This window comes from Chelativorans composti, from assembly GCF_039541695.1.
Classification (GTDB): Bacteria; Pseudomonadota; Alphaproteobacteria; order Rhizobiales; family Rhizobiaceae; genus Chelativorans; species Chelativorans composti.
Genome location: NZ_BAABGS010000012.1, coordinates 104709 through 119998, shown reverse-complemented (window position 1 = coordinate 119998; position 15290 = coordinate 104709). Strand labels below are relative to the sequence as shown.

The following is a 15290-nucleotide window of genomic DNA, read 5'->3' as shown; positions in this document are numbered from 1 at the left end:
ATCAGAACAGGCTCTGCGCGGCCGCCTGGGCGAGACGCCCGACGGGAGCGGCAAACAGAACGTAGAGGGTGATGAACGCACCGCTCAGACCCAGCACCAGACGCAGCTCGCCTGCCATGGGCTGGAAGCCGCCAACCGACTCGTCGAACCACATGATCTTGATGATGCGCAGGTAGTAGTAGGCCGACACCACGGAAGCCAGCACACCGATGACGGCAAGCGTCACCAGTCCGACCTCGATCGCGGCGAGGAAGACGTACCACTTGGCGAAGAAGCCCGCGAGGAACGGAATGCCCGCAAGCGAGAACATCATCAGCGTCAGGATCACCGCCATGACCGGATTGGTCGTGGCAAGACCGGCCAGATCATCGATCTGCTCGACGTTCTCGTCGTTGCGGCGCATCGCCAGAATGAAGGCGAAGGTGCCGAGCGTCATGACGAGATAGATCAGCATGTAGATGATGACGCCGCGCACGCCAGCCTCGGAGTTGGCGGCAAGGCCCACCAGGGCGAAGCCGACATGGCCGATCGACGAATAGGCCATCAGACGCTTGAAGTTGCGCTGGCCGATGGCCGCGAAGGAGCCGAGCACCATCGAGGCGATCGAGATGAAGACGACGATCTGCTGCCAGTCGCGCGCAACCGGCTCGAAGGTCTCCATGGTGACGCGGACCAGCATGGCCATGGCGGCCATCTTGGGCGCGGCGGCGAAGAAGGCCGTCACCGGCGTCGGAGCACCCTCGTAGACGTCCGGCGTCCACATGTGGAACGGAACGGCAGAGATCTTGAAGGCAATGCCGGCTAGGATGAACACAAGGCCGAAGATCAGGCCGAGCGGACGCTCACCGCCGGCAAGCGCCGCCGAGATGCCCTCGAAGCCCGTCTGGCCCGTAAAGCCGTAGACCAGCGTGATGCCATAGAGCAACATGCCCGAAGCCAGCGAGCCGAGCACGAAGTACTTGAGGCCCGCCTCGGTCGAACGCACGCTGTCGCGATTGATGGCGGCGACGACGTAGAGCGCGAGCGAGGAGAGCTCGAGGCCCAGGTACAGCGTCAGCATGTTGTTGGCCGAAACCATGAGCATCATGCCGACGGTCGAAAGGATGATCAGGACCGGATACTCGAACTTGTCGAAGCGTTCGGCACGGGCAAAGCCCACGGACATGACCAGCGTGACGACAGAACTCGCCAACGTCAGCAGCTTCATGAAGCGGGCGAAACCGTCGCTGATGAAGGCGCCACCGAAAGCCTCGCCTTCCGACGGGAAGACCAGGATCCAGGCGATGACCGCCAGGAACAGCGCCACGGCCAGGCCGGTGACCGTGGTGTTGGCCCGCTCGCCGGAGAACACCCCTATCATCAGCAGCACCATGGCGCCAACGGCGAGCGCCAGTTCCGGCAGGGTTAGAGCCAAGCTCGAAGTGAGATCAAACGTCATGGAATCCACTCTTCCGTTCAATTGGCTCCGGCCAGCAAGGCCACATCAAGCGACGCATTCAGATGGTCGAGCAGTGCGCCGACCGAGGCGTTCGTCACGTTGATCAGCGCATTGGGATAGACGCCGAAGAAGATGACGAGCGCGACCAGCGGGTACAGGATCGCCCTCTCCCGCGTGGACAGATCGGCAAGCTGCTTCAGGCTCTCCTTGGTCAGCGCGCCGAAGATCACGCGGCGGTACAGCCACAGCGCATAGGCCGCGGAAAGGATCATGCCGGTGGCGCCGAACAGAGCGACCCAGGTATTGACCCGGTAGACGGCCAGAAGCGTCAGGAACTCGCCCACGAAGCCGCTGGTGCCCGGCAGACCCACGTTCGCCATCGTGAAGATCATGAAGACCACGGCATACTTCGGCATGTTGTTGACGAGGCCGCCATAGGCCGCGATCTCGCGGGTGTGCATGCGGTCGTAAATCACGCCGATGCAGAGGAACAGCGCACCGGAGACCAGACCGTGCGAGAGCATCTGGAAGATCGCACCCTGGATGCCCTGCTCGTTCATGGCGAAGATGCCCATAGTCACGAAGCCCATGTGGGCGACCGACGAGTAAGCGATCAGCTTCTTGATGTCGGTCTGCATGAGCGCAACCAGAGACGTGTAGACGATGGCGATCACCGACAGGGCGAAGACAAGCGGAGCGAAGTCGGCCGAGGCGACCGGGAACATCGGCAGCGAGAAACGCAGGAAGCCGTAGCCGCCCATCTTCAGGAGGATCGCGGCCAGGATCACCGAGCCCGCCGTCGGTGCCTCCACGTGGGCGTCAGGCAGCCAGGTGTGGACCGGCCACATGGGCATCTTCACCGCGAAGGAGGCGAAGAAGGCAAGCCACAGCCAGTACTGCAGGTGCGCAGGGAAGGCATAGGTCAGCAGCGTCGGAATATCGGTCGTTCCGGCCTGCCAGTACATGGCCATCATGGCCAGCAGCATCAGCACGGAACCGGCGAGCGTGTAGAGGAAGAACTTGAAGCTCGCGTAGACCCGGCGCGGACCACCCCACACGCCGATGATGATGAACATCGGGATGAGGCTCGCCTCGAAGAAGATGTAGAACAGCACCATGTCGAGGGCGCAGAACACGCCGATCATGAACGTTTCCAGCACGAGGAAAGCGATCATGTATTCCTTGACGCGGCTCTGCACCGACTCCCAGCTGGCGAGAATGCAGAACGGCATCAGGAAGGTGCTGAGGATGACGAACAGCATCGAAATGCCGTCGACACCCATGTGATAGGAGATGTTGGCGTCGAACCAGTCGTGCTTCTCGACCATCTGGAAGCCCGGCGTCGAATAGTCGAAGCCGGCCCAGACGAAGATCGACAGCACGAAGGTGAAGACCGTCGTCAGCAGCGCAACGTTGCGGATGTTGCGTCCGGCGCTCTGGCCATCATCCCGGATCAGGAAAATGAGGAACGCACCTACCAGCGGCAGGAAGGTGACCGTGGAAAGAATGGGCCAATCCGTCATGGTTTAGAACGAGCTCCCGAGCATCATCCAGGTCACAAGTGCTGCGACGCCGATCAGCATCGCAAAGGCGTAATGATAGAGGTAGCCGGTCTGCATTTTCACAACGCGGTTGGTGATATCCACGACGCGGGCGGAGATGCCGTCAGGACCGAACCCGTCGATCAGCCAGCCGTCGCCCTTCTTCCAGAGGAACTGGCCGAGGCGCATCGCAGGCCGGACGAACAGGAAGTCATACAGCTCGTCGAAATACCACTTGTTGAGAAGGAAGGCGTAGAGGCCGCGGTGACGCTCGGCGAGACGCTTCGGGCTCTCCGGCGACTTGATGTAGAAGCGCCAGGCAACCAGGAAGCCGAGCAGCATGGCCACGAAGGGCGACCACTTCACCCACAGCGGCACATCGTGGAAGTCGTGCAGGATGTGGTTGTCCGGCAGGACGAACAGCGCACCCTTCCAGAAGTCGGTGAAGTGGTGGCCGACGAAGTACTCGCTGAAGACCCCGCCCGCAAAGACCGCGCCGACGGCCAGCACATAAAGCGGCGCCAGCATGACCAGCGGCGACTCGTGGACGTGGTGCATCACGTCGGCGGAGGCGCGCGGCTTGCCGTGGAACGTCATGAAGATCAGACGCCAGGAGTAGAAACTGGTGAACACGGCGGCAATCACCAGCAGCACGAAGGCGAACTGGCCGATCGAGGTGTGCGTCGCAAAGGCGCCCTCGATGATCGCATCCTTCGAGAAGAAGCCGGCCATGCCGATGAGCGTGCCGGGGATGCCGACGCCGGTGAGCGCCAGCGTGCCGATGACCATCATCCAGTAGGTCTGCGGGATAAGCGTGCGCAGGCCGCCCATCTTGCGCATGTCCTGCTCGTCGGAGACGGCGTGGATGACCGAGCCGGCACCGAGGAAGAGCAGCGCCTTGAAGAAGGCGTGCGTGAAAAGGTGGAACACGGCGGCGCCGTAGAAGCCGCTTCCCAGGGCCACGAACATGTAGCCGAGCTGCGAACAGGTCGAATAGGCGATCACGCGCTTGATGTCGTTCTGCACCAAGCCGACCGTCGCCGCGAAGAAGGCGGTGATGGCGCCGATCAGGGTGACGACCATGAGCGCGGTGGACGACAGCTCGAAGATCGGCGACAGGCGCGCGACCATGAAGACACCGGCGGTCACCATGGTAGCAGCGTGAATGAGGGCCGACACCGGCGTCGGGCCTTCCATCGCGTCAGGAAGCCAGGTGTGCAGCGGAACCTGGGCCGACTTGCCCATGGCGCCCACGAAGAGCAGCAGGCAGACGACCGTCAGCGCGTCATGGGTGGTGAGCGCGTAGCCGAGGAAGGTCAGCACCGGCTCGGCCGAAGCGGGCGCATCCGGCAGGAAGTTCTGCGTGTTGGCGAAGATCGTGTCGAAATTCACCGAGCCGAAGAGGATGAAGACCCCGAGGATGCCGAGCACGAAGCCGAAGTCGCCGACGCGGTTGACGATGAAGGCCTTCATGGCGGCGGCATTGGCGGAGGGCTTCTTGTACCAGAAGCCGATCAGCAGGTAGGAGGCCAGACCCACGCCTTCCCAGCCGAAGAACATCTGGACCAGATTGTCCGACGTCACCAGCATCAGCATCGCGAAGGTGAAGAGCGAGAGGTACGCGAAGAAGCGCGGCCGCTGCGGATCGTGATGCATGTAGCCAATGGAGTAGATGTGAACCAGCGCGGATACCGTGTTCACGACCACCAGCATGACAGCCGTCAGCGTGTCGATGTGCAGCGCCCAGTTCACGTCCAGGCTGCCGGAGGAGATGAACTGCAGCAGCGGCACCGTGAACGCCTGCTGGTCGCCCAGGGCGACAGAGAAGAACGCCACCCAGGACAGCACGGCCGAAACGACCAGCAGCCCGGAGGTAATGAGCTCCGCTCCCCTCGCCCCGATGGCGCGGCCGAAAAGCCCGGCAATGAGGAAGCCGGCGAGAGGAAGGAATACGATCGCCTGATACATGAAAGTCCCCTCTTCAGCCCTTCATCGTGTTGATGTCTTCAACGGCGATGGAGCCGCGGTTGCGGAAGAAGACAACAAGGATTGCAAGGCCGATCGCGGCTTCAGCCGCGGCGACTGTTAGTACGAACAATGCGAAAACCTGGCCGACGAGATCCCCGAGCACCGAGGAGAACGCCACGAAGTTGATGTTCACCGAGAGCAGGATCAGCTCGATGGACATCAGGATGATGATGACGTTCTTCCGGTTCAGGAAGATGCCGAACACGCCCAGCGTGAAGAGCACCGCCGAGACAGTGAGAAAATGTGCAATACCCACTTCCATGATCAAATTCCCTCGCCGGTCTTCACCTTGCGGATCTCAATGGCGGTCGCAGGCGTGCGGGCGACCTGCTCGGCAATGTTCTGGCGCTTGACGTGCGGACGGTGACGCAGGGTCAGCACGATGGCGCCGATCATCGCAACCAGCAGGACCAGGCCAGCGATCTGGAAGAAGAAGACGTAGTCCGTATAGAGGATGTCACCGAGCGCGGCCGTGTTCTGCCTCTCGGCGAGCGACGGCATCGGCTCCGCGACCGTGGAGGCAAGCTGCGGGGAGAAGCCGTAGCCGCCCAGCACGATGATCAGCTCCGCAGCGAGGATCAGCCCCACCAGGGCGCCCACCGGCGCGTACTGCAGCGCGCCCTGCTTCAGCTCGGCGAAGTCCACATCCAGCATCATCACCACGAACAGGAAGAGCACCGCCACAGCGCCGACGTAGACGATCAGCAGGATGAGTGACAGGAACTCTGCCCCGGCCAGCAGGAACAGGCCTGCGGCGTTGAAGAAGACGAGAATGAGAAAGAGCACCGAGTGTACCGGGTTGCGCGCGGAGATGACCATTAACGCCGCCGCGACCGCAACGAAGGCGAATAGGTAGAAAAAGATCGCCCCTAGTCCTGTCAGCATCGATTACCTCGATTCTTTCCCGGCCCGTCCTCGCGGAGCGGGCCGCCGCCGTCCCCATGACGGCTCTTGCCTGTATCGTTTCGGCGGGGCCTCCCCCGCCGCGTCAGAGCGTTCCAGCCCCTCACGGCAATTCCAAAACGCTCCCACCATTCATCTTTTCGCGCCCCGGTCGGAAACCGTTTCCCTTCCCGGGACCGCTTCACCCTGCTGCCCCCCGCCTCAGCGGTAAGGTGCATCCAGCGCAATGTTGCGGGCCAGCTCACGCTCCCAGCGGTCGCCGTTCGCGAGAAGCTTCTCCTTATCGTAGTAAAGCTCCTCGCGGGTCTCCGTGGCGAACTCGAAGTTCGGCCCCTCGACGATCGCATCCACCGGACACGCCTCCTGGCAGAAACCGCAGTAGATGCACTTCACCATGTCAATGTCGTAGCGCACCGTGCGGCGCGTGCCGTCATTGCGGCGCGGGCCGGCCTCGATGGTGATGGCCTGCGCCGGGCAGATCGCCTCGCAGAGCTTGCAGGCGATGCAACGCTCCTCGCCGCTCGGATAGCGGCGCAGCGCGTGCTCGCCGCGGAAGCGGGGCGAGATCGGGCCCTTCTCGTAGGGGTAGTTGATCGTGGCCTTCGGCGCGAAGAACTGCCGCATCGACAGCACGATCGCTCCCCAGAACTCCTTCAGGAGCAGTGACTTGGCGGCCTGTGCAAGCGCGGACATCGTCATTCTCCTGCAAATTCAAACAGTTGCGACATCTTATTCATGTTCATGCCAGACCCGTGATCTTGAGGAACGCTGCCACGATCACGACCATCGCCAGCGAGATCGGCAGGAACACCTTCCAGCCCAGCCGCATCAGCTGGTCATAGCGGTAGCGCGGCACGAAAGCCTTCACCAGCGCGAACATGAAGAAGACGAAGCAGACCTTCAGCACGAACCACACCACACCCGGGATCCAGGTGAAGGGGGCGAAGTCGAAGGGCGGCAGCCATCCGCCGAGGAACAGAATGGTGGTCAGCGCGCACATCAGAACGATGGCGACATACTCACCGAGGAAGAAGAGCAGGAACGGCGTCGACGAGTACTCGATCATATGACCGGCGACGAGCTCCGACTCCGCCTCCACCAGGTCGAAGGGCGGACGGTTCGTCTCCGCGAGCGCGGAGATGAAGAAGATGATGAACATCGGGAAGAGCGGCAGCCAGTGCCAGTCGAGGAACGAGTTCGGCAGGCCGAGCATGGTGCCCAGACCGTCCTGCTGCGAAACCACGATGTCGGTGAGGTTCAGCGAGCCCACCACCAGCAGGACGGTGACGATCACGAAGCCGATGGAGACTTCGTAAGACACCATCTGCGCGGCGGAGCGCAGCGCGCCGAGGAACGGGTACTTCGAGTTCGAGGCCCAGCCGCCCATGATGACGCCGTAAACCTCGAGCGATGAGATGGCGAGCACGTAGAGGATGCCGACATTGATGTCGGCGATCGCCCAGCCGAAGCTCACCGGAACCACCGCCCAGGCCGACATGGCGAGAACGGAGGAGACCAGCGGGGCCAGGAGGAACACCACCTTGTTGGCGCCCGACGGGATGATCGGCTCCTTGAAGACGAACTTCAGAAGGTCCGCAAAGGACTGCAGAAGGCCCCAGGGGCCGACCACGTTGGGACCGCGGCGCAGCTGGACGGCGGCCCAGATCTTGCGGTCGGCATAGAGGATATAGGCAAGGCCAACCAGCAGGATGACCAGCAACAGCACCGACTGAGCCAGGATGATCAGCCCGGGAACCACGTAGTCAGTAAGGAACGATTCCATAGTAGACCTACTCAGCCGCCTGTTTGATCTCGCCGCGCGCCAGTGCCGAGCACTCGGCCATCACGGCCGAAGCGCGCGCAATCGGATTGGTTAGGTAGAAGTCGCGGATGGTGGAGGCGAAGCCCGCACTGTCCATGGCGCCCGCGAGCGAGGCCAGCGCCTCGACATCGGCCGCCGAACCGGGCGCGATCGTGTCGATGGCGGTGAAATGTGGGTAGTCCGCATAGAGCCGCGCACGCAGCTGCGCCAGCGAGTCGAACGGCAGGCGATGGCCGAGCACGTCCGAGAGCGCGCGCAGGATCGCCCAGTCTTCGCGGGCGTCACCCGGCGCGAAGGCGGCGCGGTTACCCATCTGGACACGGCCTTCCGTGTTCACATAAGTGCCGGACTTTTCGGTATAGGCTGCACCCGGCAGGATCACGTCGGCGCGGTGGGCGCCGGCATCGCCATGCGAGCCAATATAGACCGTGAAGGCGTTACCGATGCGTTCCATGTCGATCTCGTCGGCACCGAGCAGGAACAGCACGTCGAGGTTGCCCATCATGCCGGCAACGTCCCGGCCGCCCTCGCCCGGCACGAAGCCGAGGTCGAGACCGCCAACGCGCGCAGCCGCCGTGTGGAGCACGGCAAAGCCGTTCCAGTCCTCGGAAACGGCGCCGACGGCAGTGGCGAGTTTCGCCACATTGCCAAGCACGGCGCGGCCGTCCGGACGGGCAAGAGCGCCCTGCCCCACCAGGATCAGCGGACGCTGGGCCGTCTTCAGCACCTCGGCGAACTCATGCTTGCCGTCGAGGAGAGCCTTGAGCGACTCCGGACCGGAGCCGATGTGCGTGTACTGGTAGCGCAGCTCGCCGCCCTCGCCGACCACGCCGATCGGGAACGGGCCAACGCGCCAGCGCTTGCGGATGCGCGCGTTGAGCACCGCCGCCTCGATGCGTGGGTTGGAGCCCACGATCAGCAGCGCGTCGGCATCCTCGATGCCCTCGATGGTCGGGTTGAAGATGTAGGTTGCGCGACCGAGCGACGGGTCGAGCACGGTGCCGTCCTGGCGGCAGTCGATGTTGGCCGAGCCCAGCGACTGCATGAGCAGCTTGAGCGCGTACATCTCCTCCACCGAGGCGAGGTCGCCGGCGATGGCGCCGATGCGGTCACCCGAGGTCTGCTTGATGGCAGCGGCGATGGCTGCGAAGGCCTCGCTCCAGGTCGCCGGATAGAGGCGGCCGTCGCGGCGGACATACGGACGGTCAAGGCGCTGCGTGCGCAGGCCGTCCCAGACGAAACGGGTCTTGTCGGAGATCCACTCCTCGTTCACCGCCTCGTTGATGACGGGCACGATACGCATCACCTCGCGGCCGCGGGTATCCACGCGGATCGACGAGCCGACGGCGTCCATCACGTCCACGGACTGGGTCTTGGTGAGCTCCCACGGACGGGCCTTGAAAGCGTAGGGTTTCGAGGTCAGCGCGCCGACCGGGCAGAGGTCGATCACGTTGCCCTGCAGCTCCGAGGTCATTGCGCGCTCGAGATAGGTCGTGATCTCGGCGTCCTCGCCGCGGCCAATCATGCCGAGCTCGGCGATGCCGGCCACTTCCGTCGTGAAGCGGACGCACCGCGTGCAGTGGATGCAGCGGTTCATGATCGTCTTGACCAGCGGGCCGATGTACTTGTCCTCGACCGCGCGCTTGTTCTCGTGATAGCGCGAGGAGTCCACGCCATAGGCCATGGCCTGGTCCTGCAGGTCGCACTCGCCGCCCTGATCGCAGATCGGGCAGTCGAGCGGATGGTTGATGAGCAGGAACTCCATCACGCCCTCGCGCGCCTTCTTCACCATCGCGGACTTGGTGAAGATCTCCGGCAGCTCGCCGTTCGGGCCCGGACGCAGATCGCGGACGCTCATGGCGCAGGACGCCTGGGGCTTGGGCGGACCGCCCTTCACTTCCACCAGACACATGCGGCAGTTGCCGGCGATCGAGAGCCGTTCATGGAAGCAGAAACGCGGAACCTCTGCACCGGCCTCTTCCGCAGCCTGCAGCAGCGTGTAGTGATCGGGAACTTCGATCTCTATGCCGTCGACTTTCAACCTTGCCATTATCGCCGTCCGCTAACTGCTTGCCTTATCGACACATTCATTCTCATTCGGCCGCCGCCAGAACCGGTTCCACGCGGTGCGCATTCCGCGAGAACTCATCGATGCGACATTCGATCTCGTGCCGGAAATTCCGGATCAGGCCCTGGACCGGCCAGGCGGCCGCATCGCCAAGGGCGCAGATCGTGTGACCCTCGATCTGCTTCGACACGTCGAGCAGCATGTCAATCTCGTGCTTGTGCGCCTCGCCGCGCACGAAGCGCTCCATAACGCGCCACATCCAGCCGGTGCCTTCGCGGCACGGGGTGCACTGACCGCAGCTCTCGTGCTTGAAGAACTGCGACAGGCGGGCGATCGCCTTGATGATGTCGGTGGACTTGTCCATGACGATCACGGCGGCCGTGCCGAAGGAGGACTTCACGGAACGAAGGCCGTCGAAATCCATCGGGCAGTCAATGATGTCCTCGGCCTTGACGACCGGGCAGGACGCGCCGCCGGGAATGACCGCCAGAAGGTTGTCCCAGCCGCCGCGGATGCCGCCGGCATGGCGCTCGATCAGCTCGCGGAACGGAATGCCCATCTCCTCCTCGACGGTGCACGGCGTGTTGACGTGACCGGAAATCATGAAGAGCTTGGTGCCCTTGTTGTTCTCGCGTCCGAAGGAGGAGAACCAGGCCGCCCCGCGGCGCAGGATGGTCGGCGCAACGGCAATAGACTCGACGTTGTTGACCGTCGTCGGGCAGCCGTAGAGGCCCATGTTGGCCGGGAACGGCGGCTTCAGGCGCGGCTGGCCCTTCTTGCCTTCGAGGCTCTCGAGCAGCGCGGTTTCCTCGCCGCAGATGTAGGCGCCGGCGCCGTGGTGGACGACGATGTCGAAGTCCCAGCCGTGGCGGTTGTTCTTGCCGATGAGTCCCGCGTCATAGCACTCGTCGATGGCGCGCTGCAGTGCCTCGCGCTCACGGATGAACTCGCCGCGGACGTAGATGAAGGCATGATGCGCGCCCATCGCGAAACCGGCGATCAGGCAGCCCTCGATCAGCGTGTGCGGATCGTGGCGAAGAATATCGCGGTCCTTGCAGGTGCCAGGCTCGGACTCGTCGGCGTTGACGACGAGGTAGTGCGGGCGGCCGTCGCTCTGCTTCGGCATGAACGACCACTTGAGGCCCGTCGGGAAGCCCGCGCCGCCGCGGCCGCGGAGACCGGAAGCCTTCATCTCCTCGATGATCCGGTCCCTGCCCTTCTCCAGGATGGCCTTGGTGCCATCCCAGTGGCCGCGCATCATGGCGCCGCGCAGCGAACGGTCAAACCGGCCGTAGATATTCGTAAAGATGCGGTCCTTGTCCTGAAGCATCTCGCTCTCCTAGCGCGGTTTCTTTCCGAAGACCCGCTCGTATTCGGCTTCGCCGCCACGGGCCAGAGCCTCGGCCTGGCCGACCCAGTTCTCGCGCTCAATGCGGCCGTGGAACTGCAGGTGACGATCCACCCAGGCGCGCTCGCGCGGACCCCAGGCGGCAATCTGCACGTAGGTGTAGATGCCGAGCTCGTTGAGGATGGCCTCGATCTTCGGGCCGATGCCCGAGATCAGTTGCAGGTTGTCCGGCTTCTCCGGGCGCGGAAGCGCAACCGGACGGTCGTCGTCAGACAGGTCCGGGATCGGATCCACCCTGCTCAGCTCCGGCGCGCGCAGCTTGGGCTGCTGTTCCTCAGGCTTGCCGCTGTGGGTGCGGGTGCGAACCGTGCGCTCAACCTCCTCGGCCACGCGATCCGCCTGGGCCGGATTTTCAGCCGGGGCGGAGACGCTTGCAGCCGATTCCGCGGCACCGCTGACCTTGGCGGCGGACGGCGAGCTCACGGCAGGATTGGTCTCGATGGCGTCGGTGCGCGGACGGCCAGCCTCGGTGGGCGGAACCGTGGCGGACGGCGACGAAGCGAACCGCGCCGGCAGATCAGGATTGGGGACCTTGATGACGTCCGCCTCGTTCGCCAGGGCGGTGAAGCCGCCGGCAGGCGCGGAGTTGAAACGGTCGATCTGCGTGCCGGGCTTGATGGTGTCGCCCTTGCCCTCGTGGAAGGCGTCGATGATCTCTTCGAGCCGCTCGGGCGTCAGGTCCTCGTAGGTGTCCTTGAAGATCATCACCATGGGCGCGTTCACGCAGGCGCCCAGGCATTCGACCTCCTCCCAGGAGAGGGAGCCGTCCTCGTTGAGATGGAACGGTTCGGGATGGATCTTGCGCTTGCAGACCTCAATCAGGTCCCCTGCCCCGCGCAGCATGCAGGGCGTGGTGCCGCAGACCTGAACGTGCGCGCGCTTGCCGACAGGGGCGAGCTGGAACTGGGTGTAGAAAGTGGCGACCTCCAGCACGCGGATGTAAGGCATGCCAAGCATGTCAGCCACATATTCGATGGCCGCGCGGGTGACCCAGCCTTCCTGTTCCTGAGCCCGCATCAGGAGCGGGATGACGGCAGACTGCTGGCGCCCCTCGGGATACTTGGCGATCGTGCGCTGCGCCCACTCAAGGTTTTCCTGCGTGAAGGCGAAGCTTGCGGGCTGAACAGCTTCGTCTGCGAGACGGCGGACTGACATTACCTGTCTACCTCACCAAACACGATGTCGAGAGAGCCGAGCACAGCCGTGACATCGGCCAGAAGATGATGCCGGCAAAGGAAGTCCATTGCCTGCAGGTGGGCAAAGCCCGGCGCGCGAAGCTTCACCCGGTAGGGCCGGTTCGTGCCGTCGGAAACCAGGTAGACGCCGAACTCGCCCTTGGGCGCCTCGACGGCGGCATAGACCTCGCCCGCCGGAACGCGGAAGCCTTCCGTGTAGAGCTTGAAGTGATGGATGAGCGCTTCCATCGAGCGCTTCATGGCGGCGCGCTTCGGCGGCACGACCTTGCCATCCTCGGCCGAAACCGGCCCGGTGCGCTCGGTGCTCAACAGACGCTCGACGCACTGGCGCATGATCTTCGCCGACTGGCGCATCTCCTCCATGCGGATGAGATAGCGGTCATAGCAGTCGCCGTTCTTGCCGACCGGGATGTCGAAATCCATCTCGTCGTAGCATTCGTAGGGCTGGCTCTTGCGCAGGTCCCACGGCGCGCCAGACCCGCGCACCATCACGCCGGAGAAGCCCCAGGCCCAGGCGTCCTCGAGCTTCACGACGCCGATGTCGACGTTGCGCTGCTTGAAGATGCGGTTTTCGGTCAGCAGTTCATCGAGGTCATCGACCGTCTTGAGGAAGGGGTCGATCCAGTTGCCGATATCCTCGACCAGCTTCTCGGGCAAATCCTGGTGGACGCCGCCCGGGCGGAAGTAGGCCGCATGCATGCGGGCGCCGGAGGCGCGCTCGTAGAAGACCATCAGCTTCTCGCGCTCCTCAAAGCCCCAAAGCGGCGGGGTGAGCGCGCCAACGTCCATGGCCTGCGTGGTGATGTTCAGCAGATGGTTCAGGATGCGGCCGATCTCGGAATAGAGAACGCGGATGAGCTGGCCGCGCTTCGGCACCTCGATGCCGAGCAGACGCTCGATGGCCAGGCACCAGGCATGTTCCTGGTTCATCGGCGCCACGTAGTCGAGGCGGTCGAGATAGGGCAAGGCCTGGAGGTAGGTCTTGTACTCCATCAGCTTCTCGGTGCCGCGATGGAGCAGACCGATGTGCGGATCGACGCGTTCCACCACCTCGCCGTCCAGCTCCAGAACCAGACGCAGAACGCCGTGGGCGGCCGGATGCTGGGGGCCGAAGTTGATGTTGAAATTGCGGACAGAGGTTTCAGCCACGCGACACCTTCCTCGTCACTGCTTGGCCTTCTCGTCACCTGGCAGCACGTATTCCGTACCCTCCCAGGGCGAGAGAAAATCGAAGTTGCGGAATTCCTGACGGAGCGACACCGGCTTGTAGACGACGCGCTTGGCCTCTTCGTCGTAATGGACTTCGGAATAGCCGGTCAGCGGGAAATCCTTGCGGAGCGGATGGCCCTCGAAGCCGTAGTCGGTCAGGATGCGGCGGAGGTCCGGATGGCCGGTGAACAGCACGCCGTAGAAATCGTAGACCTCGCGCTCATACCAGTTGGCGCCAGGGAATACGTCGACAGCCGAGGGAACTGGCGTGTCCTCGTCCGTCGACAGCTTGACGCGGATGCGCTGGTTCTGGCGCGGCGACAGGAGGTGGTAGACCACCTCGAAACGCTTCTCGCGGGACGGGTAGTCCGCACCGCAAATGTCGATCAGGCAGATGAACTGACACTGCACGTCGTCCTTCAGGAAGGTCAGAACCTCGACGATGTCGTCGGGCTCGACCACCAGGGTCAGTTCCCCGTAGGCGACGATGCTCTCCCGCACACGGCCAGCGAGCTTGTCCTGAATGTAGGCTCCGAGGTCCTTCAGCGCGTCGCTCATCTTCACTCCTAACGCTCGATGGTGCCAGAGCGGCGGATCTTCTTCTGCAGAAGCAGCACGCCATAGAGCAGCGCTTCAGCGGTCGGCGGGCAACCCGGTACATAGATGTCCACCGGGACCACGCGGTCACAGCCGCGAACGACGGAATAGGAATAATGGTAGTAGCCGCCGCCGTTGGCGCAGGACCCCATGGAGATCACGTAGCGCGGCTCGGGCATCTGGTCGTAGACCTTGCGCAGCGCAGGGGCCATCTTGTTGGTGAGAGTTCCCGCTACGATCATCACGTCGGACTGGCGGGGAGAAGCGCGGGGAGCGAAGCCGAAACGCTCGCAATCATAGCGCGGCATCGACATCTGCATCATCTCGACGGCGCAGCAGGCCAGACCGAAGGTCATCCACATCAGCGAACCGGTCCGGGCCCAGGTGATCAGGGCTTCCGACGACGTCACCAGGAAGCCCTTGTCGGTCAGCTCCTCATTGATGGAGCCAAAGAAGGGATCGTTCTCGCCAACCGGACGGCCCGTATTCGGATCAATGATTCCCTTGGGCTTAGGGGCGACCATCGTCGTGCCGTTCAATTCCATTCGAGAGCCCCCTTCTTCCACTCATAGATGAAGCCTACGGTGAGGACGGCGAGGAACACCATCATCGACCAGAAGCCGAACATCCCGATGTCGCCGAAGGACACGGCCCACGGGAAGAGGAACGCCACTTCCAGATCGAAGATGATGAAAAGGATGGCGACCAGATAGAACCGCACATCGAACTTCATGCGGGCGTCGTCGAAGGCGTTGAAGCCGCATTCATAAGCGGACAGCTTTTCCGGGTCGGGATTGCGATAGGCGACCAGGAAGGGCGCAACCAGCAGGGCGCAGCCAATAATGAGCGACACCCCGATGAAGATGACGATGGGTAAGTATGAACTCAGAAGCTCGTTCATTGTCCGACTTTCCGTGACCTGCCAGGCAGGTTCGTACAGGGCGAGTCGCTTGCTGGCAGGAGTGCCGGCAGTGAGCCAGGCCCGTGTTGCAACGCGGCGAGGGTTAGCGCAGCCGTCTCCAGGAAGCAAGTCCAACGTTATGTAGTTGAGCCAGACTCGGGTCTGCTTCCCCCCAATTT

General features: G+C 63.3%; 14 protein-coding genes. All 14 read right to left on the bottom strand.

Features of this window, described 5'->3' with window-relative positions:
• Nucleotide 1: 1 nt before the first annotated feature.
• Complete coding sequence (nuoN, locus tag ABD906_RS03055) at nt 2-1438, bottom strand: NADH-quinone oxidoreductase subunit NuoN (protein WP_345098147.1); 1437 nt, start codon at nt 1436-1438, stop codon at nt 2-4.
• Between the two features lie 17 nt (nt 1439-1455).
• Nucleotides 1456-2961: an NADH-quinone oxidoreductase subunit M gene (locus ABD906_RS03050; RefSeq protein ID WP_345098146.1), complete on the bottom strand. Its 1506-nt coding sequence runs from the start codon at nt 2959-2961 to the stop codon at nt 1456-1458.
• A gap of 3 nt (nt 2962-2964) precedes the next feature.
• Complete coding sequence (nuoL, locus tag ABD906_RS03045; protein WP_345098145.1) at nt 2965-4947, bottom strand: NADH-quinone oxidoreductase subunit L; 1983 nt, start codon at nt 4945-4947, stop codon at nt 2965-2967.
• 13 nt (nt 4948-4960) lie between these two features.
• On the bottom strand, nt 4961-5269 hold the full coding sequence (gene nuoK / locus ABD906_RS03040; RefSeq protein WP_345098144.1) for an NADH-quinone oxidoreductase subunit NuoK: 309 nt from the start codon (nt 5267-5269) through the stop codon (nt 4961-4963).
• A 2-nt stretch (nt 5270-5271) separates the two neighbouring features.
• Nucleotides 5272-5892 (bottom strand): NADH-quinone oxidoreductase subunit J, encoded by a 621-nt coding sequence (locus ABD906_RS03035; protein WP_345098143.1) that lies wholly within the window; start codon nt 5890-5892, stop codon nt 5272-5274.
• A gap of 219 nt (nt 5893-6111) precedes the next feature.
• On the bottom strand, nt 6112-6603 hold the full coding sequence (gene nuoI, locus ABD906_RS03030; protein WP_345098142.1) for an NADH-quinone oxidoreductase subunit NuoI: 492 nt from the start codon (nt 6601-6603) through the stop codon (nt 6112-6114).
• A gap of 46 nt (nt 6604-6649) precedes the next feature.
• On the bottom strand, nt 6650-7693 hold the full coding sequence (gene nuoH, locus ABD906_RS03025) for an NADH-quinone oxidoreductase subunit NuoH (protein ID WP_345098141.1): 1044 nt from the start codon (nt 7691-7693) through the stop codon (nt 6650-6652).
• 7 nt (nt 7694-7700) lie between these two features.
• Nucleotides 7701-9782: an NADH-quinone oxidoreductase subunit NuoG gene (gene nuoG, locus ABD906_RS03020; RefSeq protein ID WP_345098140.1), complete on the bottom strand. Its 2082-nt coding sequence runs from the start codon at nt 9780-9782 to the stop codon at nt 7701-7703.
• 43 nt (nt 9783-9825) lie between these two features.
• A complete protein-coding gene (gene nuoF / locus ABD906_RS03015; protein ID WP_345098139.1) occupies nt 9826-11130 on the bottom strand; it encodes an NADH-quinone oxidoreductase subunit NuoF in 1305 nt (434 codons plus the stop codon).
• Between the two features lie 9 nt (nt 11131-11139).
• The gene (locus ABD906_RS03010) at nt 11140-12363 is read right to left on the bottom strand and encodes an NADH-quinone oxidoreductase subunit E (protein ID WP_345098138.1); all 1224 of its coding nucleotides are present in this window, start codon (nt 12361-12363) and stop codon (nt 11140-11142) included.
• On the bottom strand, nt 12363-13553 hold the full coding sequence (locus ABD906_RS03005) for an NADH-quinone oxidoreductase subunit D (protein WP_345098137.1): 1191 nt from the start codon (nt 13551-13553) through the stop codon (nt 12363-12365). Before ABD906_RS03005 ends, ABD906_RS03010 begins: the two co-directional genes overlap by 1 nt.
• A gap of 15 nt (nt 13554-13568) precedes the next feature.
• Nucleotides 13569-14171, bottom strand: a complete 603-nt coding sequence (locus ABD906_RS03000; protein WP_345098136.1) for an NADH-quinone oxidoreductase subunit C — start codon at nt 14169-14171, stop codon at nt 13569-13571.
• An 8-nt stretch (nt 14172-14179) separates the two neighbouring features.
• Nucleotides 14180-14755 (bottom strand): NuoB/complex I 20 kDa subunit family protein, encoded by a 576-nt coding sequence (locus tag ABD906_RS02995; RefSeq protein ID WP_345098135.1) that lies wholly within the window; start codon nt 14753-14755, stop codon nt 14180-14182.
• Nucleotides 14746-15111, bottom strand: a complete 366-nt coding sequence (locus ABD906_RS02990; RefSeq protein WP_345098134.1) for an NADH-quinone oxidoreductase subunit A — start codon at nt 15109-15111, stop codon at nt 14746-14748. Before ABD906_RS02990 ends, ABD906_RS02995 begins: the two co-directional genes overlap by 10 nt.
• Nucleotides 15112-15290 lie beyond the last annotated feature (179 nt).

Bases quoted from the DNA above. Each gene is read 5' to 3' on its own strand.
- ABD906_RS03000 (WP_345098136.1), bottom strand. From the start codon at position 14,171: ATGAGCGACGCGCTGAAGGACCTCGGAGCCTACATTCAGGACAAGCTC.
- ABD906_RS02990 (WP_345098134.1), bottom strand. From the start codon at position 15,111: ATGAACGAGCTTCTGAGTTCATACTTACCCATCGTCATCTTCATCGGG.
- nuoL (WP_345098145.1), bottom strand. From the start codon at position 4,947: ATGTATCAGGCGATCGTATTCCTTCCTCTCGCCGGCTTCCTCATTGCC.
- ABD906_RS03050 (WP_345098146.1), bottom strand. From the start codon at position 2,961: ATGACGGATTGGCCCATTCTTTCCACGGTCACCTTCCTGCCGCTGGTA.
- ABD906_RS03035 (WP_345098143.1), bottom strand. From the start codon at position 5,892: ATGCTGACAGGACTAGGGGCGATCTTTTTCTACCTATTCGCCTTCGTT.
- ABD906_RS03010 (WP_345098138.1), bottom strand. From the start codon at position 12,363: ATGTCAGTCCGCCGTCTCGCAGACGAAGCTGTTCAGCCCGCAAGCTTC.
- ABD906_RS02995 (WP_345098135.1), bottom strand. From the start codon at position 14,755: ATGGAATTGAACGGCACGACGATGGTCGCCCCTAAGCCCAAGGGAATC.
- nuoI (WP_345098142.1), bottom strand. From the start codon at position 6,603: ATGTCCGCGCTTGCACAGGCCGCCAAGTCACTGCTCCTGAAGGAGTTC.
- nuoN (WP_345098147.1), bottom strand. From the start codon at position 1,438: ATGACGTTTGATCTCACTTCGAGCTTGGCTCTAACCCTGCCGGAACTG.
- nuoG (WP_345098140.1), bottom strand. From the start codon at position 9,782: ATGGCAAGGTTGAAAGTCGACGGCATAGAGATCGAAGTTCCCGATCAC.
- nuoH (WP_345098141.1), bottom strand. From the start codon at position 7,693: ATGGAATCGTTCCTTACTGACTACGTGGTTCCCGGGCTGATCATCCTG.
- nuoK (WP_345098144.1), bottom strand. From the start codon at position 5,269: ATGGAAGTGGGTATTGCACATTTTCTCACTGTCTCGGCGGTGCTCTTC.
- nuoF (WP_345098139.1), bottom strand. From the start codon at position 11,130: ATGCTTCAGGACAAGGACCGCATCTTTACGAATATCTACGGCCGGTTT.